Below are 26,943 nucleotides of genomic sequence, written 5' to 3'. Positions count from 1 at the left end.
TGGCCCGCTTTGGCTCTCCTCTGCAATGAGGAGGGCCAAATATTTTTGCGAAGAATGCGCTTTATCGAATAACTATTCGATATAATGACTGGCATGGTGGCAGCGAAGCAGAAACGAGTACGTAAGAGTCCTGAGGAGCGACGCAGCGAGATCGCTCAGGCCGCAGTTCGTCTGGTGGGGGAGAAGGGCTATTACGGCACATCTTTGAAGGATGTGGCGGCGGCGGTCGGCATGAGTCAGCCGGGATTGCTGCATTACATCGGCAATAAGGAAGGGCTGTTGTCGATGTTGGTTACTGACAGTTACGATGCCTCCGGCACCCCGGATGACTTCATGGCATCCGGCTTGCCGGGCAGCGACCCGGACCGTCTGCTGTTCCCCTCGTACCTGCGTTACTTGGTGCGTTACAACGCGCAGCGCCGCGAAATGGTGCGGTTGTACATGAATCTGGAATCCGAGGCGTTCAGTCCGGAGCATCCGCTGTTTGATTACTTCGAGAACCGTCCGGAGGCGGTGTGGGATCATTACTGCCGTTATCCGTGGGTGATTCCTGAGCAGCTGGGCTCATGGGAGGAATCCATGAAGCCGGTGGTGCGCCTGTGCATCGAGGCAATGGACGGCGTGCAGCTGCGCTGGATGCGTCAGCCTCCGGTGGATCTCTATGACGAGTGGCTGAACTTCGAGGCGATGATCTTCCCTTCGCCGCTGTGGGATAACTACCGCTGAAGTCGTGATGCCTGATATGTTGCATGCCGCTGACAGTGCCGTTGGCGGCATGTTTGATAGTGCTCTGTGTCTTGATGAATTAATGATAGATAATATTGGTTCCGCGTGTCGTTGATGGCTATTAACGATTGATAATCGTTGATATTACAATGTTTTCTGCTATCTACTACTTGGTATATAACAATTTGACAAACTTGTATCCGAGGCTTATCCTGTAGTCATATCTAATACATGTTAGATACATGTCAAAGCAGACACAGAAGTAATAGGAACACGAGGTTCAAGGATGAGTGCTTCAACCGCAATCCCCGCAGACGAACGTCTGGCGGCCTTCAATGCGAACATCGAGGCGGCGGACAAGAATCCGTCGCTGTCTCCCGAAACCGGCAAGCCGATGGACAAGGTTACGCTGATTCGCTTCGGCGCCGGCTTCCTGGTCTTCGGCCTGCTGTGGATGAGCGGTCTGGCCATCGTCTCCGCCGTGCTGCTCACCAAGCACCTGCAGTCCATCTTCGGCCCGGACGTTGAAGGTCTGACCGGTGTGATCAACGCCTGCACCGCAGTCGCATCCCTGGTCTCCAACCTGCTGTTCGGCACCCTGTCCGACCGCTCCCGCTCCAAGTGGGGCCGCCGCACCCCGTTCATCGTGCTCGGCGCCATCCTCGGTGGCGTGACCCTGTTCCTGACCGGCATGGTCACCAACGCCGTGGCCATCACCATCATCTACTGCCTGTGCATGTTCGGCCTCAACGCCATGATCGCTCCGCTGGTCGCCATGATCTCCGACCGCATCCCGATGAACGTGCGCGGCACCATGTCCGCCTTCTTCGGCGCCGGACAGACCTGCGGCGCCCCAATCGGCACCCTCATCGGCTCCGCGTTCATCCTGAAGCCGTTCCCGGGCTTCATCCTTGCCGGCATCCTGATGTTCCTTGGCGGCATCGTTGCCGTGATCATCGTGCCGAAGGAATCCTCCGCCGACTTCCTGCCCAAGGATGAGGGCAAGGCCTCCGATGTGCTCCGCAGTTTCATCCCGCCGAAGTTCTCCACCGCACACGACTTCTACAAGGCGTTCGCCGGCCGTATCTGCATGCTGCTGAGCTACCAGATGATCACCGTCTACCAGCTGCTCATCTTCCAGAAGTACATCGGCCTCGACGACACCGCCGCCGGTGCCGCCATGGCCACCATGTCCGTGATCACCATGGTCGTCTCCCTCGGCGGTTCCGTGGTCGCCGGCCCGATCTCCGATCTCATCGGCCGCCGCAAGATTCCGGTCGTTGCCGCATCCGTGCTGTTCGCCATCGGTATGGCCATGCCGTGGATCATGCCGACCACGCTGGGCATGTTCCTCTACGCCGGCATCGCAGGTCTTGGCTACGGTGTCTACTCCTCCGTGGATCAGGCCCTGAACGTCGACGTGCTGCCGAACAAGGAAGAGGCGGGCAAGGACCTTGGTGTGCTGAACCTCGCCACCACCTTGGGCCAGATGCTCGGCCCGGTGCTCATGTCCGTCATCACCATGACCCTCGGCTACGCCGCCGCCTTCCCGATCTCCATCGTGTTCGCGCTGCTCGGCTGCGTGTTCATCATGATGATCAAGGGCGTCAAGTAAACACTCCCATCCGGCTTCTGCCGGATCGGAAACTTCCTCCTTCCGAAATCCCTCCGCTCGTCAGACCGCTCGAAGAGAAACGCATCTCACCGGGCGGTCTGACGCGTATCACCCCGATTTCATCAGGTTCCATACGATCGTCGCTTCATCGATAAGAAAGACAAAGATTATGAGCAAAACCAGCGTTGACCGCATCCTGTTCGGCGCGGCCTACTACGACGAATACATGCCCGCCGGCAAAGACCGCATCGAAACCGATATGCGCATGATGGAGGCCGCCGGCATCAATGTGATCCGTATCGCCGAATCGACGTGGAGCACTTGTGAACCGCAACCGGGCCAGTTCGACTTCAGCCATGTCGACCGTGCGCTTGAGGCCGCGCACCGTCACGGCATCAGTGTGATTGTCGGCACGCCCACCTATGCCGTGCCGTCGTGGCTCGTGCGTATGCATCCGGATGTGTTGGCCACCACCCCGGCTGGCCCGGGCAAGTACGGTCCGCGTCAGATCATGGATATCGTCAACCCCTCCTACCGCTATTACGGCGAGCGCGTGATCCGCCGCCTGATCGCGCATGTGGCGAACCATCCGGCGGTCATCGGTTACCAGGTGGATAACGAAACCAAGTACTACGATTCGGTGAGCCCGGATATGCAGGCGCTGTTCATCAAGTACCTGCGAGGTAAGTTCCATGATGATCTGGATGCGCTCAACGCCCACTTCGGCTTGGACTATTGGTCCAATCGCGTGGACGCGTGGGAGGATTTCCCGGATATGACCAACACCATCAATCAGTCGCTGCGCGGCGAGTTCGACCGTTTCCGTCGTGCACAGGTGGCTGAATTCCTGGCATGGCAGGCGGATATCGTGCGCGAATACGCGCGCGAGGATCAGTTCGTCACGCAGAACTTCGATTTCGAATGGCGTGGCTACTCCTATGGCATTCAGCCGGCCGTCGACCATTTCCAGGCATCCAAGGCCGTGGACATCACCGGCGTGGACGTCTATCATCCCACCGAGGATGAGCTCACCGGCACCGAAATCGCGTTCGGCGGCGATGTGACTCGTTCCACCAAGAACGGGGCCAACTATCTGGTGCTCGAGACCGAGGCGCAGGGCCAGCACGGCTGGGTGCCATTCCCGGGTCAGTTGCGCTTGCAGGCTTACTCCCACCTGGCTTCCGGCGCTGACATGGTGGAATACTGGCACTGGCATTCCATCCACAACTCCTTCGAAACCTATTGGAAGGGCCTGCTGAGCCACGACATGGAACCGAATCCCACCTACGAAGAGGCTGGCGTATTCGGCCGCGAGGTCGCGGACATTGCCGTGGGTGGCCGTCTGGTGCATCTTGCCAAGCGCAACAAGGTGGCCATCATGGTCTCCAACGAGGCGCTGTCCGCACTGGAATGGTTCCGCGTGGAAACCGGCTTCCCGGATGGAGTCGGCATCAACTACAACGACATCGTGCGCCGTGTCTATGATGCCTTCTTCCAGCTCAACGTGGAATGCGACTTCCTGCCGGTGGACGCATCCGCCGAGCGCCTCGCGCGATACGCCATGATCGTGACCCCGGCACTGTATTGCACGCCGGAGCAGACCATCGCGAACCTGCGTGACTTCGTGGCGAACGGCGGCCATCTGCTCTCCACGATGCGCTCGTTCGTTGCCGATGATGAGGTCACGGTGTGGAATGATCGTGCGCCGCACAACCTCACCGACGTGTTCGGCCTGACCTACAACCAGTTCACCCGCCCGAAGGGTCGCGTGGCCGTCGAATTCGCCGATGATGCCCCGCTCGCCGGCGCTGCCGCCGCCCCGGCCGAAGCGCTGATCGAATTGCTGAAGGTTGATGCCGCAGCTCACACTGAAGTGCTCGCCCGCTACGGTCACTACGCGTGGAAGTCCTATGCGGCAGTGACGCGACACCAATTCGGCCAGGGCAGCGCCGAATGGGTCGGCACGCTGCTGGATGACGATACGATGCGCGCGGTGATCCGCGAGGCGGTGACCAGCGCCGGCATCAATCCGGTCGGTCTGCCGCTCGCCGGTGCCGTCACGGTGCGTCAGGGTGTGAATCAGGCCAGCGAAACCGTGACCTACCTGCTCAACTATTCGGCTGACGAGGTTACGTTCCCGAGCCCGGTGGCTGGCTCGGTGGTCGTGGCCCCGGAGGTTATCGGGCCGGATGGCACCGTTGATGAAGCGGCGTCCGCGGCGCTCGCCGTTCGTCCGGGCAGGAGCGTGCAGGTCGGTGAGGAGTTGACGATTCCACGTTGGAATCTGGCTGTCATCATCGATTGAGTGATGTATTGATACGTGCGGATTGAAGGCTCTTCTCCATGTGGGGGAGGGCCTTCGACCATATATGACGACATGCGCTGTATGCGATAACTACTGAAAGGTAGATAAAAATAAAAGAAGCTGACAGTAATTCATGTCGATGGGTGTTTCTTGCTGAAATTATGCGCTACTATATATCTAGTAGCTGTTAGATAAAGAAGTCACCTGACGGCGAAGAGCATAACTCAACGAAGAGCCGCGCGGCTGAGCAAACCGTGCACAATCATCCCCAAGAAAGGAAATCCATCATGACCACATGGATCGCCACCACCCCCGACGCCAAGCTCGTCGATCGTTCGGCTGAAGTCGCGGCCACCGGTGCGACCGCTGCCGCCGACCTGCAGCTTGACGGCAACGAGTACCAAGCCCTGCGCGGCTTCGGTGGTTGCTTCAACGAGCTCGGCTGGCTGCCGCTGCAGACCGTGACCGAAGCCGAACGCGACCAGATCATCAAGGAGCTCTTCGACCCCGAAGAGATGAACTTCACGTTCAACCGCGCGCCTGTGGCCGCCAACGATTTCGCCGACCACTGGTACAGCTACGACGAGGTCGAAGGCGACTATGACATGGAGCACTTCTCCGTCGGTCGTGACGAGGAGACCCTGATCCCGTACATCCACCGCGCCCAGGAGTGGCAGCCCGACATGCGCCTGTTCTCCAGCCCGTGGTCCCCGCCGACCTGGATGAAGCGTCCGAAGGCCTACAACTACGGCCGTCTCATCCAGACCCCGGAAAACCTCAAGGCCTACGCCAAGTACCTGGTCAAGTACATTCAGGCCTATGCCGAGCATGGCATCACCGTGAACCAGCTGCACGTGCAGAATGAGGTATTCGCCGATCAGAAGTTCCCGAGCGCCCTGTGGGATGCCGAGGCCCTGAAGGTCTTCATCCGCGACTATCTCGGTCCTGCCTTCGACGAAGCCGGCCTCGACACCGACATCTGGCTGGGCACCCTGAACGGCCCGGAAGACATGAAGTGGACCGGTGGCGGCTACGGCATGGCCCTGAACAACTACAACCGTTTCGTGGACAACATCCTCTTCGATGATGGCGCTCGCCACTACATCAAGGGCATCGCCTACCAGTGGGCAGGCCAGAACTGCATCGCCCGCACCCATGAATCCTGGCCGGAGATTGAGCTCATCCAGTCCGAATCCGAGTGCGGCGATGGCCAGAACACTTGGGAATACGCCGAATACGTGTTCCACCTGATCAACCACTACTTCCGCAACGGCGCCACCGCCTACACCTACTGGAACATGATTCTGGACGATCAGGATTCCACGTGGGGCTGGTGGCAGAACTCCCTGTTCACCATCACCGCCGACACCCACGAAGTGCGTCGCAACCCCGAATACTACGTGATGCGACACTTCTCCAAGTACGTGCGCCCGGGCGCGGTGCTGCTCGGCACCACCGGCCACTTCAACTCCATGGCCATCGCCTTCCGCAATCCGGACGGCACGGTGGTCGTGGTGGCCCAGAACGCGTTGGAGAACGAGATGCCGTTCGAGTTCGCCGACCCGGCAGACGCATCCCGCGGCCTTAAGGTGACGCTGGCCCCGCGCTCCTTCAACACCTTTGTGCTTGACTGAGTGATGTAGATTACGCTCTGGCTCCCCTCATGCATGTGAGGGGAGCTTTTTGCGTGGTGTGGCACTATAGCGCTTCGGCGCGACGAACATATGGGCCGTATTGATGATATCGTTGTCATGACGATAGGCATCACTTTGCAAAGGAGCGCGGCATGACCTTCCCGAGACTTGCGACCAACCCCGGCATGAATCCGGCGGCTGTGATTCAGGGTGACCGATGGCGAATCGGCGTTCTTACTGAATCGCTCATTCGTCTTGAATGGCAGGAAGACGGCCGTTTTGAAGACCATGCCACGCAGATGGTCGTGAATCGTGACTTTGCCAGTGGAGTCCCGCGCTTCACCCAAACCATGCGCGATGGCCTGCTCATTGTGGATACACCGGCCCTGCGCCTGACCTATGACATGCAGCCTTTCAGCAAAGAAGGACTAAGCATCGTGGTCAAGGGCGTAGCCGACTCCCAGATGAACACCTGGCATTACGGTGACGTGCAGCGTGGCAATCTGAGGGGAACCGCCCGCACGCTCGATGAGGTGAATGGCGAGACCGAACTCGGCCTCGGCGTGATTTCCCACGACGGTTGGGCGGCCGTCGACGATTCGGCCTCGAACATCATCGTGGAAGACGATGAAGCTACCGAAATCAAAGGCGAAGCCAATCCGTTCGGTACGTGGGTGGTACCTCGTGACAACGATGGCATCGACCTCTATTTCTTCGGCTACGGTCACCGTTTCATCGAGGCCGTGCAGGATTTCTACCGTCTGACCGGACCTACTCCGCTACTGCCGCGATTCGCCCTGGGCAACTGGTGGAGCCGCTACCATCGCTATACCGAGGCCGAATATCTCGAACTCGTGAATCATTTCGAGCAGGAGGGGCTACCGTTCACCACCGCCGTCATCGACATGGATTGGCACCTGGTGGATGATGTGGATCCTGCATACGGTTCCGGCTGGACCGGCTACACATGGAATCGCAGCTTCTTCCCCGATCCCGAGCGATTCCAACGCATCTTGCATGAGCATGGTCTCAAGACCACGCTGAACGTCCATCCGCGAGACGGCATCCGCGCCTTCGAAGATGGATACGATGAGGCGGCCGAAGCCATGGGGATTGATCCCCGGAGCGAAGAGCCGGTGGAATTCGACCTGACCAGCCCGCGCTTCATGAACGCCTATTTCCAACTCCACCACGATCTTGAAACCATGGGCACCGACTTCTGGTGGCTTGACTGGCAACAAGGTGGAGTGACCCGCCAACGGGGCCTTGATCCGTTATGGATGCTTAACCACATGCACTACCTTGACTCCGGTCGTGACGGCCATTGGCCGCTCACCTTCTCCCGTTACGCCGGCCCCGGTTCGCACCGCTACCCGGTCGGCTTCTCCGGTGACACCGTGGTCACTTGGGAATCTCTCAAATTCCAGCCGTATTTCACTGCCACCGCATCGAATATCGGCTACGGCTGGTGGAGCCATGATATTGGTGGCCACATGTTCGGCTATCGCGACGAGGAATTGGAGGCCCGCTGGTATCAGCTTGGTGCCTTCAGCCCCATCAACCGGCTGCACTCCACCGATTCGCCATTCAATGGCAAGGAGCCGTGGAACTTCCACCCCGAAACGGAAGTGGCCATGGATATGGCACTGCGACTGCGCCATATGCTGCTGCCGTATCTCTATACGATGAACTGGCGCGCCGCCGCCGAAGGCCGACCGCTGGTCGAACCGATGTACTGGCAGTCGCCGGAGAACGCGAACGCCTACGGGGTGGAGCAGGAGTTCCGCTTTGGCACCGAACTTATCGTGGCTCCAATCGTCACGCCCTCCGACCGCGATGTGCAGATGGCCAAGGCCGACGTCTGGCTGCCGCAGGGCACATGGTTCGATTTCTTCACCGGCCGTCGTTATGAATCGCATTCGCCCAATGGCCGTAAGTTCGAAGTGTGGCGTGGGCTCGACGGCATTCCGGTGTTCGCCAAGGCCGGCGGCATCGTGCCGCTGCAGCAGTTGGATGAGCTGAACGGTCGCAAGAACTCCGTCGATAATCCTGTGCATCTCGAAGTACTGGTGTTCCCCGGTGCATCCGGTTCGTTCGCACTTAAGGAGGACGATGGCACCAACCAGGCCCGTCCGGACGAATCGGCTGCGGCGACCACCGCCATGTCCTTTGCCTGGCATGGGGGAGCGGCCGAAGCCGTGCATGCGGATGAAGCTGCTGGAATGTCCAGCTTCGTTGTCGCACCGGTATCGGGCAATGCCTCGGCTGTGCCCGAGCGCCGCACCTGGAGCATCACCTTCCAGGGCGTGGCGCAGACCGACTTGGCGGTTACCGTGGATGGCAAGCCCGTCGAGGCTCAGGTCTCGTATGATGCGGACACATTCGGTCTGACGGTCGATGTCGCCAATGTGCCGACTGCTGCGGAAATCATGGTTTCCGGAGCGTTGGCCGTCGCAGAAGATCCGGCGATTGACGACGCCTTCCGCGTGCTCTACGACGCACAAATCGACTACCTCACCAAGGAGCGCGCGTACGCGCTCATCCGCGATAACGGTGCCGGGGCATTGGGGGCTTTGCATACGCTGGAGAGCAAAGCCAGCGGCCATCCGCGTCACGACTTCGACGATTCGCATATGCCGGTTTCGGTGATTCAAGCCGTGGCTGAGCCGCTATTGCGCACTGCATGATTCCGCCTGCGATGGTCGCTGATTGATGAGAGGGCCCCGCTGAGAACCGCAACGGGGCCCTTCGTTACCGCTTGGTAATGAGGTGGGTTACACTAGGCAGCTATGGCCGCAGAAACCACTTCCAACCACAAACGAGTCCGCAAATCGCCGCTTGAGCGCAAGCGCGAGATTCTCGACGCCGCAGTGCGTCTGATCTCCGAACGCGGATACAACGGCATCTCCGTGCAGGATGTGGCCGATGCGGTGGGCGTCACCAAGCAGGGCGTGCTGCGATACATCGGCAGCAAGGACAACATGCTCTCCATGGTGTACCTCGAGAACTACAACGAGGGTGGCAACGTCAGTGATTTCAAGGCTTCCGGACTCCCGGGATCCACCGTCGACGACCTTCGTCTGCCGGCCTATCTTCGCTATCTGGTGCACTACAACTCACAGCGACGCATGCTGGTGCAGCTGTTCTCCGTACTGCAGGTGGAGACCTTCAATCCCGACCATCCGCTGCATGGGGAATTCGCCGACCGCCAGAACTCGATCTGGCGCTACTATTCCGGTTTTGACTGGCGTATCCCTCCGGTGTTCGCCTCGTTTGACGAGGTTCGTCCTACCGTGCGCAAAGCATTGGAAGTCATGGACGGCATTCAATTGCGTTGGCTGCGTGAGCCGGCCATCGACCTCAACGAAGAATGGTCCGAATTCGAGCCGCTACTGTTTCCGTCACCCCTCTGGGACGGCTATCGCTGAGTTTCGGGACTTAGACCTTCGCGGACTGCGGGGCGCTCAACTGGCGCTAAGTATGCGACTCAACGATGGTCCCACATACATGGTTTGAGCCCTAGAACCGGCGTTAAGTATGCGGGCGTACCGTTAGCGCGCATACATAGCGCCGGTTTCCACTCCTGAACCGGCGTTAAGTATGCGGGTGCTGTGTTGCGACGCATACTTAGTGTCTTTTTGCTGAGGCTCCAACGTTTTATGTTGTGGTGTCCGCGTGTTGTGTCGTAGGCCGCGATAAACTACCGATTGGTAATTAAAGATGTTCGATTTCATCGAGGAAAGCGAAACCACCATGGCCGAAAAAACTGCAACCGCAGCAATCCTGCCCTACAAGAACCCTGATCTGCCCGCATCCGAGCGTATTGCAGACCTGCTCTCCCGCATGACGCTGGAGGAGAAGGTCGGCCAGATGATGCAGCTCGACGCTCGCGGCGGCGATTTGGATGACCTGATCGTCAACAAGCATGTCGGCTCCATCCTGCACACCAGCCCGGAGGACCTGCCGCGCGCCGTCAAAACCGTCAACGAGAAAACCCGTCTCGGCATTCCACTGGTCATCGGCGACGACTGCATCCACGGGTACTCCTTCTGGCCTGGTGCCACGATCTTCCCCTCCCAGCTCGGCATGGCATTGAGCTGGGACGCCGAAAAAGTGCGTCAAGCGGGCCGCGCCACCGCCGAAGAAGTCTCCTGCACCGGCGTGCACTGGACCTTCTCCCCGGTGCTGTGCATCGCGCGCGATACCCGATGGGGCCGCGTGGATGAAACCTTCGGCGAGGATCCAATGCTGATCGGTGAGCTCGCCTCCGCCATGGTCAAGGGCTATCAGGGCGGTGCGAAGGCCGGCGAGGAACTGCCGAAGGACGCCATCCTGGCCTGCGCCAAGCACTTCGCCGGCTACTCCGAAACCCAAGGCGGCCGTGACGCCTCCGAAGCAGACCTCTCCCACCGCAAGCTCGAATCCTGGTTCCTGCCGCCGTTCGAGCGCGTGGCCAAGGAAGGCTGCGGCACGTTCATGCTCGGCTACGAATCCATCGACGGCGTACCGGTCACCTTCAACAAGTGGCTGCTGACCGACAAGCTACGCGGTGCATGGAAGTACAATGGCACGCTGATCACCGACTGGGACAACGTCGGCCGCTCCGTGTGGGAACAGAAGGTCAAGCCGGATTACGTGCACGCCGCTGCAGACGCGGTCAAGGCCGGCAACGATCTGGTCATGACCACGCCACAGTTCTACGAGGGCGCCATCGAAGCCGTGAAGACCGGCCTCCTGAATGAATCCCTGATTGACGAGGCGGTCGCCCGCATTCTGGCGCTGAAGTTCCGCCTCGGCCTGTTCGAAGACCCGCGTCTGCCTGACGCCGACCGTATCAAGACCGTCATCGGCTCCGAGGCGCACCAGCAAATCAACCTTGAACTGGCACGCGAAGCTGTGGCGCTGCTGCGCAACGATGGCAACCTGCCGTTCGCGGCCGACAAGGCCAAGCGCATCGCCGTGGTCGGCCCGCTGGCTGATGACGCACAGAACCAGCTCGGCGACTGGACCGGCAACTCCGGCCAGGTTTCCTGGATGCCGGACGGCCAGCCGCGCCACATGATCACCACCGTGCTCGACGGCATCAAGCGGTTTGCGGCCGACGGCACCGAGGTCGTGTACTCCCGTGGCGCCAACATCGTTGACCTCGTCACCGACCCGGCCGGCGAACTCTATCCGGATGGCCAGCCTCGCCCGAAGATCGGCGTCTCCGCCGCCATCGATCAGGCGATGCTTGACGAAGCCGTGGATAACGCCCGTAAGTCCGATCTGATCGTGGCCGTGGTGGGCGATACCGTGCAGCTGACCGGTGAAACCTGCTCCACCGCCACCCTTGAACTGCTCGGCGGCCAGAACGCGCTGCTCGACGCGCTCGCGGCCGTGGCCAAGGAAACCGGCAAGCCGATGGTCACCGTGCTGGTGAGCTCCAAGCCGCAGATCCTGCCCGCCTCCATCGTGGGCGCCAACGGCGTCTTCGCCAAGCGCGTGAGCGACCCGGAAACCGGCACGGGATCCATCCTGTGGGCCGCCAACCCGGGCATGAAGGGTGGCCAGGCCATCGCCGAAATCATCTTCGGCCTGACCAACCCGTCCGGCCGCCTGCCCGTCACCTTCCCTCGCCACGCAGGCCAGCTGCCCGTCTACTACAACCAGGTGCGCGGCCAGCACGGCGATCGTTACGCCGACCTCACGCAGGATCCGGCATTCGCATTCGGCGAAGGACTGAGCTACACCACGTTCGAGTACGGTGAGCCGGTTATCACCGGTGGCGCTTCGAACGCCGACGGCACTTTTGCCAAAACCGATACCGTACACGCCGAAATCACCCTGACCAATACGGGCGATATGGCCGGCACTGAAGTCGTACAGGCCTACATCGGCGATATCGTGACCTCCTACAGCTGGACTGATCGCGAGCTCAAGGCCTTCCAGCGCGTGGAACTCGCACCTGGCGAAACCAAGACCGTCTCGTTCGATATCCCGGTCGCTGACTGCACCATCGTCGATTCCGAAGCCAATCGCATCGTGGAGCCCGGCGAATTCGAATTGCTCATCGGCCACTCGTCCCGCCGTGACGACCTGAAGCGCATCACCTTCACCGTGGCATAACAATCACAGAGAAGCCTCGAGCGCGACTTGATATATAGAATGCCCTGTTCCTTGATCAAGGAGCAGGGCATTCTATATATGGCTTACAACTTATCCAATCATGCAAATGCTGCACGCTTGCTTATGCGAGCGAACACCACTGTTGCCAATACGATCATGATTCCTGCAAGCAGTGTTTCGCCAAGCTGCAGCCAGTGCGCCCATGCCGGCACATGCCAGCCGGACTGTGCAAAAACAATCAGTGCATCCTGCAAAGCGGTGGCGGTGATCACCAGTGGAAAGGTGAACGCCGCATACGTGGGGGAGGGCGGCGTGGCGAGCATCCAAGGAATCAGCACCGCCACGAAGGCGAACAGCAGCTGCGAGCAAGTGAGCAGAACCAGCATAAACACCGGATCGTGCACATCGCTCGTGCTGAAATACGAGGCGACCAGCAGGCTGATTGGCGCGCTGCAGATGGTCATCGTGGGCCGAATGCCGGCGGGCAAGCCGTGCCAGGCGATACGGCTGGAGATCAGCACCAGCATAATGATGTCGATAATGAAGCCGACTACGAAAATGATGTGGCCTGCCCAACCGAGGCCAACGGTTCCAGAAGTGACCGCGGCCACCAGAATGCCGACGAAACCAACCAACCATGCCGGGCATACGGTATCCAATCGGAAGTCGCGTACGATGAAATACCAAGCGAAATATGCCATGAAGGCAACAATGCACAGTACCCCGCACCACCAGATGATCTGCGCGCACAACATGCCAAGCGCGCCAACGCGAACGAAGTAGGTTCCCAAAGTAATCAAAGCCATTGGCATGGTGGTGGCTAGAGGCGCGATCATTGGATTGCGATAGTCGACGGCCAGCGATGCGCGCACAGTACTGTGTCGAATGGCGATGCAGTGTCTGGCCAATACCGGTATCAGCAGTGTCAAGCCCAATACCGCGGTGATGATGTGCACCGGCACCCACCATGCTTCCGGCAGCAAGGAGGCGGCAAGATTCCCGAACGACAATGCGGCTAGCGCCACACCGGCTTGGGGAAGCGGTGTGGCGCTAGCGATGTTCATGCCGCGTGCTGCGGCGCTCACAGGTACCGCCGTGCGAATCGGGCGATATCATCAATGGCTTCCAGAGCTTCGGTGTTGGAAGCATCGCCGGCCTGGGTCACGTTGAAGATGTGTCCCAGAACCTTGTCTTGGCCGAGCGGCCACATGCGCAGCTCGCAATCGCGGTTGCGATGCACCATGATGCGGGCCAGCTCCAGGGAATTGTCGGCGAGCACATCCTCGTCGCTGGTGATGAGATAGGTCGGAGGCAGATTGCCGTCCACGATGAGGCGGTCGAGGTCGTTCTTGTATGGTGCGATGGCGATGATCTCGCTCGGCTTGGTGAAGTAGGCGGCGGTGTAGTAGCTGATCAGCGGCTCGTAGACACCGCCCTCCAGACGGAACATGCCGGAGGTCGCCACGAAACCAAGCGGGGTAAGTCCGCTCGGGGCCATGAACCAACGCTGGCGCACCACTTTGGAATTGTTGACGGCCAGCGCGTACATGGCAAGCGTTGCGCCTGCGGAATCGCCGGTGACGAACACCTGGTCGGGGTTGCCCTGATACTCGGCAACATGGTCCTTCACCCAAGTCATGACCGCCAGGGCATCGCGAATCTGGTCGAAGAAGCTCACCTCGGGCACAAGACGGTAGTTGGCGTTGACCACCACGAAGCCCTTGCCGGCCAGAATCATGTCACGGCAGAGGTTGTTCTCCTTGGTGCCATAGTAGAGGCCGCCGCCGTGGAAGTCGATGAACACGGGCAGGGGCTCGCCTTCGGCGGCACCTTCCGGACGGTAGACGTCCACCAGATGATCGGACAGACCATCCTCCAGATAGGGGATGTCTTTGAAGGATTCGATGCCTTCCGGCAGACGCTGCGCGGCGAGATGCGGGGCGTCGTTCTTGGCCATCAGCGCGGCGCGTTCGGCCAACAGGTCGATGGCTTCCTGACGATCGACAATCATGATTATTCCTTATATATAGTGTGGTTCATAAAACGTTGATGTTGCTCGTTATGCGGCGGCTGCTACTTTGGTTTCGGCCAGTTCCTTGCTTTCGTGGAACGGGCGGCCGGCATAGGCGGCGATGACCAGAGCGGCTGCGATGACGTAGATGACGATTCCGCCGGAGATGGAGACCACGTAGCTGCCGGTGGAGTCGAATAGCGTGCCGTGCAGCGTGGTGAATGCCGCGTTGGCGAAGGAGCCGAACATCGAGATGATGGACAGGATGGTGCTGTAGTCCTTTGGGCCGAAGGAGTTGCGGATGATCCACGGGATGCCGACGAGCACGAAGCCCTGGCCGATGCCGGCGAAGAGGCCTGCGACGATGGACAGCGCCTGCATGTGGGAGATCAGCAGACCGCCCCAGCCGAGGATGCCGATGCAGGTGAACAGGGAGACCACGACGGCCGGCTTCAGGTGATCAAGCAGAATGCCGATGAGCATCTTGCCGGTGGCGGCGCCGAGCAGCGTGCCGGTCATCACGAGAGCACCCTGGGAGAGGGTGAAGCCGTACTGCACTTCGTGTGCGGAGATGTGCTGCAGCAGGGAGTTGGAGAACTGCTGGATGATGATGGCGATGGAGATGAAGATGAAGGCACGGGTCATGAAGGCCTTCTTGACGTCGAGACCCTGAGCGGCGGTGTTGACGGCGGTGCCTTGGCCGGCATGCTCTTCATAACCGTACGGCAGCTCGCCCTTGGCTGGATCCGGAGCGAACTTCAGCGCGAAGATGGAGAACGGCAGGATGCAGACGAGCACGGCGATACCGGTGATAAGGTAGGCGGTGCGCCAGCCCTGGGCGGTGATCAGGTTGGAGACAACCGGGTTGAAGATGGCGCCGCCGATACCGGAGATGCCCATGCCGATGCCCATAACGGTGCCAAGCTTCTTGTTGAACCAGTTCGACAGCAGCACCGGCGGAGTCAGGGCGATAGGGATTACGTAGGCGACGCCGAGCACGGCGAAAGCCACGTCGAACTGCCAGATGGCGGTGAAGGTGGAGCCGAGAATGAACACGCCGCCGGCGAGCGCGATGCACACGCTAATTACGATGCGCGAATCAATCTTCTTGAGCAATGCGCCGGCGAACAGCATGGTGATGGCCGCGGTGATCTGCTCGATGGACAGCGGCAGGGAGACCTGCGAGCGGCCGACGCCGAACTCTGCGGACAAGGCGTTGAAGTACAGGCCCTGGGTGTTGACGATGAGGCCGAAGCCGATGAATGAGAGCACGCAGCAGCCGGCGAATACGAACCATGGCCTCCATGCCTTGGTCTTCGGTGCGTTGGTGGACATGATGAACCTCCTTGTAAAGGTTGAGAACCCCGTTGTCTCAAGTAAGTAAGTACTTACTTACAAAAAGAGATGATAGCGAGGGATGGCGTTTTCGGCAATGGGATTGCATCGCTCGGCGTGTTCCATTGCTATGCAAGGGTTGCCTGGGCTCGACTATGATGACTTGGGATTGTTATGTGACCGTATGGAAAGGGAGATTATGGCTGCCGTTGCCTCTTCGGATACCGGGCGCGTGATTCGTCGACGCAAGAGCGGTGATGAGCGTCGGCAGGAGATTATTCGTGAGGCGACCAAAGTCATCGCCGAGCGCGGTTTCTATGGTGCCTCGCTGCAGGAGATCGCGGACGGCATCGGCATCACCCAAGCCGGCATGCTGCGCCATGTGAAGAACAAGAACGAGCTATTGCTACTGGTGCTGGGGCAGTTCGAATCCGATAACCCCACGCAGGCGTGCATGGACGCCATGTTCGAGGACTATCGCGCAACCGGGAAGCTGCAATGCTTCCCTGCCATCTATCGCACGTCGGTCAAGCAGGCGCTGGATAATCCTCGCTTGACGCAGCTGTATCTGGTATTGCGCGCCGAGGCTATGGACCCTCGGCATCCGGCTCATGAGTATTTCGCGCAGCGTGGCCTGAAGGGGCGCCAAAATGTGGCCAAGGTTGCGTGGAATGTGCCTCAGCGGTATCGCGATCCCAAGGCCATCGTCGATCTGTACCTCACGATGGGCAGCGCGTTGGACGGATTGCAGATGCGCTGGCTGGGCGAGGATGACTTCGATCTCGAGCGGCATTGGAAGGTCTGTGAGGACTTCTTCTATCCACTGCCGGAATGGGAAGGATGCCGCTAGGCAGGAGTTGGGGCCGCATGCTCGCGCATCCGGCGATATCGACTCGCCGATTATTGATTTGCCATGTCTGGCGACTCTATGGCTTTCTATGGTTTATCGGTACCTATCCCATTGGGGCAGTGGGAATAAGACGTCCTCGCAATCGGCCCACATCGCATTGAGATCCTGCCCGGGGGAGCGCAACCAGCGCAGCTGAATGCCGTCCATCATGGCGAGGCTCGCCTGCAGGATATGCTCGACGTTCACGTTGTCCGGCATGATCCAATTGATGTTCTGCGCATTGGACACGGTCTGTCGCTCGCGTTCGGCGAAGTAGGCGTGTGCGGGGTGGCTGGGGTCCAATGCCTCGGCGCTCAGCGTGGAGAACATGTGCACCAACGAGGGGCGTTTTGCATTGACGGCAACCACACGGCGCAGCATGTCGGGTATCAAAGGGCGTGCTTCGGCCACCATGCCTGCCATAAGTTCGATGGTTTCCTTGTCATACACTTCGCCGAGCACCAGATTCAGCAGTCCCTCTTTGCTGCCCACGTAATGCAGCACGCCGGCTTTGGTGAGCCCCACCTCAGTGGCGATGCGCTGCAGTGATGTGCCGTAGTAGCCAAGTTTGCCGAATGATTCGACGGTGGCTTCGATGATGGCGTTGCGGCGATCGTCTGCGGAATTGGTGGGGGAGTTGCTGCTCATGCAGGTAACCTTACGGTCGGTTAGTAGTGTTTTCAAATGATTCTGGCGTGTTGTGATTCTGAATTTGGTAATCTACCTACCAACCGGTTGGTCGAGAGAAAACGGCCCGGGATTCACGACTTGGAATTCATAGATGAATGCCATCGGACTGCCGGGCATCGCAGTGACGCTCGACGCCGTACCGCACGTACTACTGACTGATACGCGAAAACTCAAAGAAAGAGGTTCCCATGAGCGAGCAGACATACCCTTCCGTCAAGGATCTGACCCTCGAAGAGAAGGCATCCCTCACCTCGGGTGGCGACGCCTGGCATCTGCAGGGCGTTGAATCCAAGGGTATTCCCGGCTACATGATCACCGACGGACCCCACGGCTTGCGCAAATCCCTGGCCTCCAGCACCGGCGAGACCGATCTCGACGACTCCGTGCCGGCCACCTGCTTCCCGCCAGCAGCCGGCCTGTCCAGCTCATGGAACCCTGAACTCATCCACAAGGTCGGCGAAGCCATGGCCGAGGAGTGCATCCAGGAGAAGGTGGCCGTGATCCTGGGCCCCGGCGTCAACATCAAGCGCAATCCGCTCGGTGGCCGCTGCTTCGAATACTGGTCTGAAGACCCATATCTGGCAGGCCATGAAGCTGTTGGCATCGTCGCCGGCGTGCAGTCCAAGGGCGTGGGCACATCCCTGAAGCACTTCGCCGCCAACAATCAGGAAACCGATCGTCTGCGTGTAGACGCCCGCATCAGCCAGCGCGCTCTGCGGGAGATCTACTTCCCGGCCTTTGAGCACATCGTGAAAACCGCCCAGCCATGGACCATCATGTGCTCCTACAACCGCATCAACGGCGTGCACTCCGCCCAGAACCACTGGCTGCTGACCGACGTGCTGCGCGACGAATGGGGCTTCAAGGGCATCGTCATGTCCGACTGGGGTGCCGACCATGACCGCGTGGCCTCCCTGAACGCCGGTCTGAACCTTGAAATGCCACCGAGCTACACCGACGATCAGGTGGTGTACGCCGCCCGCGACGGCCGCATCGCCCCGGCCCAGCTCGACCGCATGGCCCAGGGCATGATCGACCTTACCAACAAGGCCCGCGCCGCCATGAGCATCGACGGCTACCGTTTCGACGTGGATGCGCATGATGAAGTGGCTCATCAGGCCGCCGTGGAATCCATGGTGCTGCTCAAGAACGAGGACGCCATCCTGCCGCTTGACCCGAACGCTGGCGAGAAGATCGCCGTCATCGGCGAATTCGCGCGCACTCCACGCTACCAGGGCGGCGGCTCCTCGCACATCACCCCCACCAAGATGACCAGCTTCCTCGACACGCTCGCCGAGCGTGGCATCGAAGCCGGCTTCGCCCCCGGCTTCACGCTGGATCTCGAACCTGCCGACCCGGCACTGGAATCCGAAGCCGTCGAAACCGCAAAGACGGCCAGCAAGGTGCTGATGTTCCTGGGATTGCCGGAAGCCGCGGAATCCGAAGGCTTCGACCGCGACAACCTCGACATGCCTGCCAAGCAGATCGAACTGCTTCGTAAGATCGCCGAAGTGAACCCGAATGTGGCCGTGGTGCTCTCCAATGGTTCCGTGGTATCCGTGCACCCGTGGGCCAAGTACGCCAAGGGCATTCTGGAATCCTGGCTACTCGGCCAGGCCGGCGGCCCGGCGCTCGCCGACGTGATCTTCGGCAAAGTGAGCCCCTCCGGCAAGCTCGCCCAGTCCATTCCGCTGGACATCAACGACGACCCGAGCATGCTCAACTGGCCCGGTGAGGAAGGCCACGTGGATTACGGCGAAGGCGTATTCGTGGGCTACCGCTACTACGACACCTACAACAAGGCCGTCGATTACCCGTTCGGCTACGGCCTGAGCTACGCCACCTTCGAGATCTCCGATGTCGCCGCCGCCAAGACCGGGGCCAACACCGCTCAGGTGACCGCCACCGTGACCAACACCTCCGATGTGGACGCCGCCGAAACCGTGCAGGTCTACGTGGCGCCGGGCAAGGCGGACGTGGCCCGGCCGGTGCACGAGCTCAAGGGCTTCGCCAAGGTGTTCCTGAAGGCCGGCGAATCCAAGACCGTGACCATCGATCTCGATGAACGCGCCTTCGCCTACTGGTCCGAAAAGTTCAACGACTGGCATGTGGAGACCGGCGAGTACGCCATCGAAGTCGGCGTGAGCTCCCGCGATATCGCCGCCGCGGCAAGTGTGGAACTCGACGGTGACGGCAAGACCCAGCCGCTGACCGAATGGTCCACCTTCGGCGAATGGTCCACTGATCCAGTCGGCTCCAAGGTGGTCGAGGACCTGACCGCCGCAGGCGAGGCCGGTAAGCTGCCGAAGCTCACTGATAACGCCATGATGCGCATGTTCCTGAACTCCATGCCGATCAACTCGCTGCCCACGCTGATGGGTGAAGCCGGCAAGGATGTCACCAAGTTCCTGCTCGATGGTTACGCCGAGCTGACCAAGTAAAGGAATGCGCGATTGGGCTCCCCTCCTTGAGGGGAGCCTTTTTATGCATCCGTTGCGCAACACGCTGATTGTTGCATGTGCAACTGTTGTATGTGGCATCAATTACACTATTTTGTTGCATTTACAACAGTTGCGCGTGCAACTTTGTGTATCGACAACACTGCAAGCAATCGAATGGGGGGAGCATCATGGACCATCATGCCCTCAGCATCGAAATGCGGTCGCTGACCAAAGCCGTGGACCGGTATCTCGGTGAAAGCATGCCGGAATCCGCGCGCATGGCCACTGGCGGCAACGCCCACATCATCATTTTTCTGGCCCGCAATCGCGGCCGGGATATATACCAGCACACCATCGAACAGAAATTCTGCATCACCCGTTCCACGGCGTCCCGCGTATTGACGCTGATGGAAAAGAAAGGGCTGATCGTGCGGGAGCCGGTGGCTCATGATGCCAGACTCAAACGCATCGTGCTCACCGACAAGGCCGACGCCATCGTGGCCGACCTCAAAGCCAATGGTGAGCGTGTGGAACGGCTGCTGGTCGAAGGGCTGTCCGAAGAGGAGCAAGTGGCTTTGCGTGAATGCGTCAGACGTATGCGAGCCAATATCGATGCCGCACAACGAGCATACGAACACGATATGAAGGAGGAGAGCAAATGAGCGATACCGCAACCAAGCGCAACGCCGCAGCCGGCACTGTGACCGCGGAAGACAGCGCATCCGCCACCGAAGCGGCCATTGAACGCTCGCGCAAGGCCGTCGAGCCTGAACGCCCGAAGCACATCATTCGCACGTTGGCCGGATCGATGCGCGAATACACCAAGGAAAGCCTGTTGGCTCCGCTGTTCGTGTTCATCGAGGCCATTCTGGAAATCGTCATCCCTACGGTGATGGCCACCCTGATCGATCAGGGCATTACCGGCGGCAGCATGCCCGCCATCGTCAAGTTTGGTCTGATTCTGCTGGTCTGCTCCCTGGTCTCCTTGGCCTGTGGCTTCCTGGCCGGAAAGTATGCCGCCATCGCCGCGGCCGGTTTCGCCAAGAATCTGCGCCGCGACCAGTTCGAACAGGTGCAGCGATTCAGCTTCACCAACATCGATCGCTTCTCCACCGGTTCCATCATCACCAGGCTCACCACTGATGTGACCAACCTGCAGATGGCCTACGGCATGATGGTGCGTATGGGCGTGCGCGCCCCGATCATGGTGGTCGTGGCGTGGATCTTCTCCTTCCGCATCAGCCCGTCGATCTCCATGGTGTTCCTTGCCTGCATCCCGATCCTGGCCATCGGCCTGTGCGGGCTCGCAGTGCTGGTGCATCCGGTGTTCGAGCGCGTGTTCCACACCTATGATGCGTTGAACAATGTCGTCGACGAGAACCTGCAGGGCATCCGCGTGGTGAAGTCCTACAACCGTGAATCCTTCGAAATCCACAAGTTCGATCGCATCTCCAAGCGCATCTTCAAGGACTTCACGCTCGCCGAACGCATCATGAGCTTCAACAGCCCGATTATGATGTTCTGCATCTACGCCTCGATGATCCTGATCTCCTGGATGGGAGCCCAGCAGATCGTGGCCTCCGGCAACAACGCCGCACTGGGCCTGACCACCGGTGACCTCACGGCACTGGTGACCTACGCCATGCAGATCCTGATGGCCATGATGATGCTGTCGATGATCTTCGTCATGTTCATCATCTCCCAGGCTTCCGCTGAACGAATCTGTCAGGTATTGCAGGAACAGAGCACGGTGGTCGACCCCGAGAACCCGGTCAAGACCGTGGCCGATGGCTCCATCGAATTCGATGATGTCACCTTCCGCTACTCCGACAGCTCCGAAAAGCCGGTGCTGGATGATATCAACCTGATGATCCCCTCCGGCGCGACCGTGGGCATCGTCGGCGGCACTGGTTCCGCCAAGTCCTCGCTGGTGCAGCTGGTTCCTCGTCTCTACGATGTCTCGGCCGGCTCGCTCAAGGTCGGTGGCCGCGATGTGCGCGACTACGATCTCGAAGTCCTGCGTGACCAGGTGGCCATGGTGCTGCAGAAGAACGTGCTGTTCTCCGGCACCATCGCCGACAACCTGCGTTGGGGCAACCCCGACGCCACCGATGAGGAGATCCGCCACGCATGCCAGCTTGCCCAGGCCGACGGATTCATCCAGGAATTCCCGGATAAGTACGACACCTACATCGAGCAGGGCGGCACCAACGTCTCCGGCGGTCAGCGTCAGCGTCTATGCATCGCCCGCGCATTGCTGAAGAAGCCGAAGATCCTGATCCTGGATGACTCCACATCCGCGGTCGATACCAAGACCGACAAGCTGATTCGTGAAGCCTTCCATCATGAGATCCCGGACACCACCAAGATCATCATCGCCCAGCGAGTGGCTTCCGTTCAGGAATCCGACATGATTCTGGTCATGGACGAAGGTCGCATCATGGCACGCGGCACGCATAGCGAGCTGCTCGAGACCTGCGACGAATACCGCTCCATCTACGAATCCCAAACCAAGAACACCGCTGCAGGCCAGGCCGAGATCGAACAGGCCGCTGCCGAAGAAGCCGAACGCATGAAGAACGCAGCTGAGGAAGGAGAGTCACGATGAGCGATAAGCAGAGCTTCAAGAACCGCAAGCCCGCCATGGGCAAGCCGGCTCCCGGTACCACCAAGCGCATTTTCGGCTACATCATGCAATACAAGTGGCGCGTGGTGGCCATCGTGGTGTGCATCCTCGTCGGTGCCGCCGCCCAGGCCGGCTCCGCGCTGTTCCTCCAGTCGCTGATCGACACCTACATCCTGCCGATGGTCGGTGCCAAGAACCCGGACTGGAACCCGTTGCTGCGGGCGATCACTCTGATGGGATGCCTGTATGTGGCCGGTATCGTGGCCAGCTGGCTCTGGCAGTGGCTGATCGTCACCGTCGAACAGGGCACGCTGAAGAAGATTCGCGACGACATGTTCGCCCACCAGCAGCATCTGCCAATTCGCTACTTCGACACCAACGAGCACGGTGACATCATGAGCCGTTACACCAACGACACGGACACACTGCGTCAGGCCATTTCCCAGTCCTTCCCGCAGATGTTCGCCGCCGGCATCTCCGCCATCGCGGCCGTGATCTCGATGCTCTGGCTCTCCATTCCGATCACCGTGTTCGTACTGCTGTTCACCGTGATGCTGTTCTTCATCGTCAAGGCGATTGTGGGCCGCGCGGGCCGCTTCTTCGTCAAGCAGCAGCACTGGCTGGGCGACGTGAACGCGTTCGTCGAGGAATCCGTGAACGGTCAGAAGGTCATCAAGGTCTTCAACCACGAGGAAGCCACCCAGAAGACCTTCGACGAGAAGAACGAGGAACTGTTCGAAGCCGCAGCCGAGGCCAACACCTGGGGCAACGTCACCATGCCGGTGGTGGGCAACATGGGTTACATCCTCTACATCCTGCTCGCCATCGTGGGCGGTGCCATGGCGCTTGCCGGCGTAGGCAACGTGGGATTGAACGGGTTCGGCCCGCTGACCCTCGGCACGCTGATCTCACTGCTGACCCTCTCCCGCTCGTTCATCAATCCGCTCGGCCAGGTGTCCATGCAGCTCAACATGGTGATGATGGCGCTCGCCGGCGCCTCCCGCATCTTCGCGCTGATGGACGAACCCATCGAATCCGACAACGGCACGGTGACCTTGGTCAACGTGGAGCTGGGCGAAGACGGTCGCACGATGAAGGAAATCGACCATGAGACCGGCCACTGGGCATGGAAGCGCGAGGAAGGCGACGACGGCACGAGATCGCTAAAGGCCGCGGAGAAGCTGCACGGCGCCGCCCGCGAAGTGGCATTGAAGGCCAAGGAACAGGCGATTACTTCGCCCGACGGCCGCCTGACGCTGCTGCAGGGCGACGTGCGCTTCACCAACGTGACCTTCGGCTACAACCCGGATAAGCCGGTGCTGCATGACATCACCTGGTTCGCCAAGCCGGGCCAGAAGATGGCGCTCGTCGGTGCCACCGGTGCCGGCAAGACTACGGTGACCAACCTGATCAATCGTTTCTACGACATTCAGGAAGGTCAGATCCTGTACGACGGCATCGATGTGAAGAATATTCGTAAGCCCGATCTGCGCCGCTCGCTGGGCATCGTGCTGCAGGACGTGAACCTGTTCACCGGCACCGTGATGGACAACATCCGTTACGGGCGCCTGGACGCCACCGATGAGGAATGCATCGAGGCAGCCAAGCTGGTGAACGCGGACGGCTTCATCCGCATGCTGCCGCAGGGTTACCAGACCGTGCTCGAAGGCGACGGCTCCGGCCTGTCCCAAGGCCAGCGCCAGCTGATTTCCATCGCCCGCGCTGCGGTGGCCGATTCCCCGGCGCTGATTCTCGACGAGGCCACCTCCTCGATCGATACCCGTACCGAGGAAGTGGTGCAGGCCGGTATGGATGCGTTGATGAAGGGCCGCACGGTCTTCGTGATCGCCCACCGACTCTCCACTGTGCGCAATTCCGACGTGATCATGGTGCTCGACCATGGCAACATTATCGAACGTGGTTCGCATGACGAGTTGATTGCGCAGAAGGGCGAGTACTACCAGCTCTACACCGGGGCCGTGGAACTGGAGTAAGTTTTCTGGTTCCCCTCTTTGATGGACTGAGCCGTGAAGAAAACACCGGAGATGTTTTTAGGCGAAGGCGAACGACGGTGAGCCAAATTAAGACAGTGTAGGTTGTCCCTAATTGCAGGACGCTGGCAGCGAAGCTGACTGAGGGGAGTTTGCGGGTTATACCGGAGGCTCCCCCCAGTCTTACTTCGTTCGACAGCTCCCCTCGGAGAGGGGCCAACGCATTCCGTGCGCCCGATGCTTGACAAGATTGCCGGCGCGCTGTCCAACGGCATCGTCGGATTTGTGGTTGTGGCCGCCGGCATGGTCAGTTCCGCCACCGCCGCTGACATAACTGCCGCCAACGTACGCACGTTCGAGACCTTCGCGTTCTATATTTCCGCTCGCGTTCATCATGCTGAGTCTGTTGGTGTTCATGTTCACCGTGAAAATCGACGAGAACATGCATGAGAAGATTGTGGCCGAGCTGGAGGAGACGCTTGGTGTGGATGAAGTGGATGGCTCTCGGAACTGAATGAAACTGGATGGCAGGCTGGGGTCAGTCTGCCATCCAGTTGTCACCTCCCGATTTGGCGAATGTGGGTATCTAAGGAAAAACGGTCAATGAGAGAGGGAATTACCCCCTCGCGCGTGATGGAATATCCGGCTGCATAGGTGGCGATTTCAATCGCCTGCTCTAATGGATAACCATAGAGAAGATATGATGCCAATGCGCTGATAAAAGCATCGCCGGCGCCGGTGTTGTCAACGGGGGCAAAGCCCGCGGCGGCAAATCGGCGTTCGCTGGTGCTGGTCTGCAGATAGCATCCGCGTTCTGCAAGTGTCACAATAACATTGCCGGTACCGCGCTCGATTAGCTTTCTGGATTTTTCCTCCATCGAGTCATTTCCTGGTTGCAGGGCATTGAGTTCATTGATGTTGGGCACAAGAATGTCTATTTGCTTGAGAAGACTGTCAGGTAAGTGGTTGCAGGTTGTGGGCTTAAGAATGGTGCGGGCATGATGTTCATGTGCTATACGACAGGCCTCATTGACCGCATCGAGCGGCACCTCGGATTGTATAAGGCAATACCCAGTGTTATCGAACTGGTCTTCTCTTTCCCGGATGTCTTCGGGGCTGAGGGTGGCATTTGCCCCGGATAGTACGGATATCATGGATTCACCGTTGGGGTCTACAAAGATGTAAGCCTTGCCGGTATCGTTGCCAGGTTGCCGTTTGACTCCTGTGGTATCCACGCCCCATTGGGCCATCTCCTTAAAAATGTAATCGGATTCTCCGTCAGTGCCGACGTTGCCGATTAACGAAACGCGGTGACCAAGTTTCGCGGCTCCCACGGCCTGATTAATGCCTTTGCCGCCAGGGTAGCGTGTTGCCGTCTTGGTGATGACAGTCGTTCCTCCTTGTGGCAATGTGGGAACGGAGATATAGGTGTCGGTATTTAGGCTACCTACCACGGTGATTTTCTTGGCTCGTGAAGTTGAGGGGGAATCCAAGGTCAGTGTGTTGTCGAGGTGGAAGTTCTGCACGAAGGAGTGTGGTTCCTCATTGCGCTTTTCCACGATGTTGATGAGCTTTGAGCACAGATAGGCTCCGAAATCTGCATTGCGCATGGTGTAGGTCGAGATTTGTGGACCGCCGGGATATACTAGCGCCTCGCTGGTGTCGTTTTTGATGGATACCAATGACACATCATCCGGTATCAGGTAATGCAAAGAAGCCATGAGCTGACTGAATTCAAGTGCCATGCGGTAATGCGAGGATACGATTCCGGTGATGGAGCGATCGCCGATGCCGGCAATCAGCGAATCATCGAACTCGTAGTGGATCATATCGTCACTGAATGCCATATGATGGTCAAACAGGCAGGCGCGAAAACCTTTTAGGAAATCCTTGGTTCTACGTCCCTGTGTCATCAGGCAAGCTATGGATTGATGCCCACGCTCGATGATTTCTTCGGTTAGTCGATAGGCCGCTTCCTTATAGGGCAGTAGAAGTGTTTTGTCGCCTCCGTAAGGCCCTATGACGAGTGTGGGGATATTGTTGTCTTGTGGATGGGGGATGAGGGTTCGGCTGTCGTCGTTGACGGGTTGCCAGATGACGCCGTCGACCTGGTGGTTCAGCACGGCTGTCATGTTTTTTAATTCCTGTTCATTGTCGGAATATCCGTTGAACACGAGTGTGCTGTATCCGGAGGCCTGTGCGGTCTGAATGATGCCATCGAGCGTGCTATCGATGGATGCGGTAGTCCTGAGCAGCACTGCCAACGTGTATGTTCGGGTGCCGCGCTGTGCTGATGAGCCATAAGGGGTGTAATGGTATTCCTTGGCTACCTTTAGCACTTTTTCGCGGGTTTCTTGACTGATGGTCGAGTCTTTGCCATTGATAATCTTCGACACGGTGGAGGGGGAGACCCCCGCAATTCGTGCGATATCCTTGATGTTCATGGTATGCCCCCGGCTATGTGCTTTTCCTACAGTTTACCGGTTCTGTCCTGCGTGGCGGGCGTTTGACAATGCAGTGCTGCAGCGTTATCCTAACATAAGGAAAACATTTTAAGAAATGATTTTCCTAA

17 protein-coding genes and 1 pseudogene are annotated in these 26,943 nt (G+C 59.3%); 13 read left to right on the top strand and 5 right to left on the bottom strand.

Annotated features, from left to right (window positions below; all coding sequences use genetic code 11):
* Positions 1–93: 93 nt before the first annotated feature.
* From F7D08_RS00475 to F7D08_RS00445, 7 genes are all read left to right on the top strand, one after another.
* Entirely contained in the window at positions 94–726 is a 633-nt protein-coding gene (locus F7D08_RS00475; protein WP_152208803.1) for a TetR/AcrR family transcriptional regulator, read from the top strand.
* A 286-nt stretch (positions 727–1,012) separates the two neighbouring features.
* Positions 1,013–2,341: an MFS transporter gene (locus tag F7D08_RS00470; protein ID WP_152208802.1), complete on the top strand. Its 1,329-nt coding sequence runs from the start codon at positions 1,013–1,015 to the stop codon at positions 2,339–2,341.
* A 169-nt stretch (positions 2,342–2,510) separates the two neighbouring features.
* Positions 2,511–4,646: a beta-galactosidase gene (locus F7D08_RS00465; protein ID WP_152208801.1), complete on the top strand. Its 2,136-nt coding sequence runs from the start codon at positions 2,511–2,513 to the stop codon at positions 4,644–4,646.
* Positions 4,647–4,933: 287 nt separating this feature from the next.
* Positions 4,934–6,280: a glycoside hydrolase family 30 protein gene (locus F7D08_RS00460; protein WP_152208800.1), complete on the top strand. Its 1,347-nt coding sequence runs from the start codon at positions 4,934–4,936 to the stop codon at positions 6,278–6,280.
* A 152-nt stretch (positions 6,281–6,432) separates the two neighbouring features.
* On the top strand, positions 6,433–8,967 hold the full coding sequence (locus F7D08_RS00455) for a glycoside hydrolase family 31 protein (protein WP_152208799.1): 2,535 nt from the start codon (positions 6,433–6,435) through the stop codon (positions 8,965–8,967).
* A gap of 102 nt (positions 8,968–9,069) precedes the next feature.
* A complete protein-coding gene (locus tag F7D08_RS00450) occupies positions 9,070–9,708 on the top strand; it encodes a TetR/AcrR family transcriptional regulator (protein ID WP_152208798.1) in 639 nt (212 codons plus the stop codon).
* Positions 9,709–10,033: 325 nt separating this feature from the next.
* The gene (locus F7D08_RS00445) at positions 10,034–12,388 is read left to right on the top strand and encodes a glycoside hydrolase family 3 N-terminal domain-containing protein (protein ID WP_152208797.1); all 2,355 of its coding nucleotides are present in this window, start codon (positions 10,034–10,036) and stop codon (positions 12,386–12,388) included.
* Positions 12,389–12,486: 98 nt separating this feature from the next.
* Here the strand turns inward: F7D08_RS00445 and F7D08_RS00440 are convergent, their stop codons facing one another.
* The 3 genes from F7D08_RS00440 to F7D08_RS00430 are packed head-to-tail and all read right to left on the bottom strand — an operon-like array spanning position 12,487 to position 15,734.
* Positions 12,487–13,473, bottom strand: coding sequence for a TDT family transporter (locus F7D08_RS00440; protein WP_152208796.1), 987 nt, complete (start codon positions 13,471–13,473; stop codon positions 12,487–12,489).
* Entirely contained in the window at positions 13,470–14,399 is a 930-nt protein-coding gene (locus tag F7D08_RS00435) for an alpha/beta hydrolase (protein ID WP_226803215.1), read from the bottom strand. The genes F7D08_RS00440 and F7D08_RS00435 overlap by 4 nt, the downstream gene beginning before the upstream one ends.
* Before the next feature lie 48 nt (positions 14,400–14,447).
* Positions 14,448–15,734 carry an MFS transporter gene (locus F7D08_RS00430; protein WP_152208795.1) on the bottom strand — a complete coding sequence of 429 codons (1,287 nt, stop codon included), beginning with the start codon at positions 15,732–15,734 and terminating at the stop codon, positions 14,448–14,450.
* A 199-nt stretch (positions 15,735–15,933) separates the two neighbouring features.
* Between F7D08_RS00430 and F7D08_RS00425 the strand changes: the two genes are divergently transcribed.
* On the top strand, positions 15,934–16,584 hold the full coding sequence (locus F7D08_RS00425; RefSeq protein ID WP_193316123.1) for a TetR/AcrR family transcriptional regulator: 651 nt from the start codon (positions 15,934–15,936) through the stop codon (positions 16,582–16,584).
* A 93-nt stretch (positions 16,585–16,677) separates the two neighbouring features.
* On the opposite strand, the gene F7D08_RS00420 is transcribed toward F7D08_RS00425, so the two are convergent.
* Positions 16,678–17,271, bottom strand: coding sequence for a TetR/AcrR family transcriptional regulator (locus F7D08_RS00420; protein ID WP_152208793.1), 594 nt, complete (start codon positions 17,269–17,271; stop codon positions 16,678–16,680).
* A 230-nt stretch (positions 17,272–17,501) separates the two neighbouring features.
* On the opposite strand from F7D08_RS00420, the gene F7D08_RS00415 reads away from it, so the two are divergent.
* The 5 genes and pseudogenes from F7D08_RS00415 to F7D08_RS00395 form a co-directional block, all read left to right on the top strand.
* Positions 17,502–19,754, top strand: a complete 2,253-nt coding sequence (locus F7D08_RS00415) for an exo-alpha-(1->6)-L-arabinopyranosidase (protein ID WP_152208792.1) — start codon at positions 17,502–17,504, stop codon at positions 19,752–19,754.
* 188 nt (positions 19,755–19,942) lie between these two features.
* The gene (locus F7D08_RS00410) at positions 19,943–20,416 is read left to right on the top strand and encodes a MarR family winged helix-turn-helix transcriptional regulator (RefSeq protein ID WP_152208791.1); all 474 of its coding nucleotides are present in this window, start codon (positions 19,943–19,945) and stop codon (positions 20,414–20,416) included.
* 146 nt (positions 20,417–20,562) lie between these two features.
* On the top strand, positions 20,563–22,362 hold the full coding sequence (locus F7D08_RS00405; RefSeq protein ID WP_226803245.1) for an ABC transporter ATP-binding protein: 1,800 nt from the start codon (positions 20,563–20,565) through the stop codon (positions 22,360–22,362).
* On the top strand, positions 22,359–24,374 hold the full coding sequence (locus tag F7D08_RS00400; RefSeq protein WP_152208789.1) for an ABC transporter ATP-binding protein: 2,016 nt from the start codon (positions 22,359–22,361) through the stop codon (positions 24,372–24,374). Before F7D08_RS00405 ends, F7D08_RS00400 begins: the two co-directional genes overlap by 4 nt.
* A 207-nt stretch (positions 24,375–24,581) precedes the next feature.
* Positions 24,582–24,885: pseudogene (locus tag F7D08_RS00395) on the top strand (MFS transporter); the annotation flags it as partial.
* Positions 24,886–24,928: 43 nt separating this feature from the next.
* Here F7D08_RS00395 and F7D08_RS00390 read toward each other — a convergent pair.
* Positions 24,929–26,815 (bottom strand): PfkB family carbohydrate kinase, encoded by a 1,887-nt coding sequence (locus F7D08_RS00390; RefSeq protein ID WP_152208788.1) that lies wholly within the window; start codon positions 26,813–26,815, stop codon positions 24,929–24,931.
* Between the last annotated feature and the right edge of the window lie 128 nt (positions 26,816–26,943).

The sequence above is a fragment of the Bifidobacterium cebidarum genome (assembly GCF_009193305.1).
Lineage (GTDB): Bacteria > Actinomycetota > Actinomycetes > Actinomycetales > Bifidobacteriaceae > Bifidobacterium > Bifidobacterium cebidarum.
This window is presented reverse-complemented; position numbering and strand designations above follow the sequence as displayed.

Bases quoted from the DNA above. Each gene is read 5' to 3' on its own strand.
- F7D08_RS00435 (WP_226803215.1), bottom strand. From the start codon at position 14,399: ATGATTGTCGATCGTCAGGAAGCCATCGACCTGTTGGCCGAACGCGCC.
- F7D08_RS00470 (WP_152208802.1), top strand. From the start codon at position 1,013: ATGAGTGCTTCAACCGCAATCCCCGCAGACGAACGTCTGGCGGCCTTC.
- F7D08_RS00450 (WP_152208798.1), top strand. From the start codon at position 9,070: ATGGCCGCAGAAACCACTTCCAACCACAAACGAGTCCGCAAATCGCCG.
- F7D08_RS00420 (WP_152208793.1), bottom strand. From the start codon at position 17,271: ATGAGCAGCAACTCCCCCACCAATTCCGCAGACGATCGCCGCAACGCC.
- F7D08_RS00405 (WP_226803245.1), top strand. From the start codon at position 20,563: ATGCGCGAATACACCAAGGAAAGCCTGTTGGCTCCGCTGTTCGTGTTC.
- F7D08_RS00400 (WP_152208789.1), top strand. From the start codon at position 22,359: ATGAGCGATAAGCAGAGCTTCAAGAACCGCAAGCCCGCCATGGGCAAG.
- F7D08_RS00410 (WP_152208791.1), top strand. From the start codon at position 19,943: ATGGACCATCATGCCCTCAGCATCGAAATGCGGTCGCTGACCAAAGCC.
- F7D08_RS00445 (WP_152208797.1), top strand. From the start codon at position 10,034: ATGGCCGAAAAAACTGCAACCGCAGCAATCCTGCCCTACAAGAACCCT.
- F7D08_RS00390 (WP_152208788.1), bottom strand. From the start codon at position 26,815: ATGAACATCAAGGATATCGCACGAATTGCGGGGGTCTCCCCCTCCACC.
- F7D08_RS00415 (WP_152208792.1), top strand. From the start codon at position 17,502: ATGAGCGAGCAGACATACCCTTCCGTCAAGGATCTGACCCTCGAAGAG.
- F7D08_RS00425 (WP_193316123.1), top strand. From the start codon at position 15,934: ATGGCTGCCGTTGCCTCTTCGGATACCGGGCGCGTGATTCGTCGACGC.
- F7D08_RS00430 (WP_152208795.1), bottom strand. From the start codon at position 15,734: ATGTCCACCAACGCACCGAAGACCAAGGCATGGAGGCCATGGTTCGTA.
- F7D08_RS00460 (WP_152208800.1), top strand. From the start codon at position 4,934: ATGACCACATGGATCGCCACCACCCCCGACGCCAAGCTCGTCGATCGT.
- F7D08_RS00475 (WP_152208803.1), top strand. From the start codon at position 94: ATGGTGGCAGCGAAGCAGAAACGAGTACGTAAGAGTCCTGAGGAGCGA.
- F7D08_RS00465 (WP_152208801.1), top strand. From the start codon at position 2,511: ATGAGCAAAACCAGCGTTGACCGCATCCTGTTCGGCGCGGCCTACTAC.
- F7D08_RS00455 (WP_152208799.1), top strand. From the start codon at position 6,433: ATGACCTTCCCGAGACTTGCGACCAACCCCGGCATGAATCCGGCGGCT.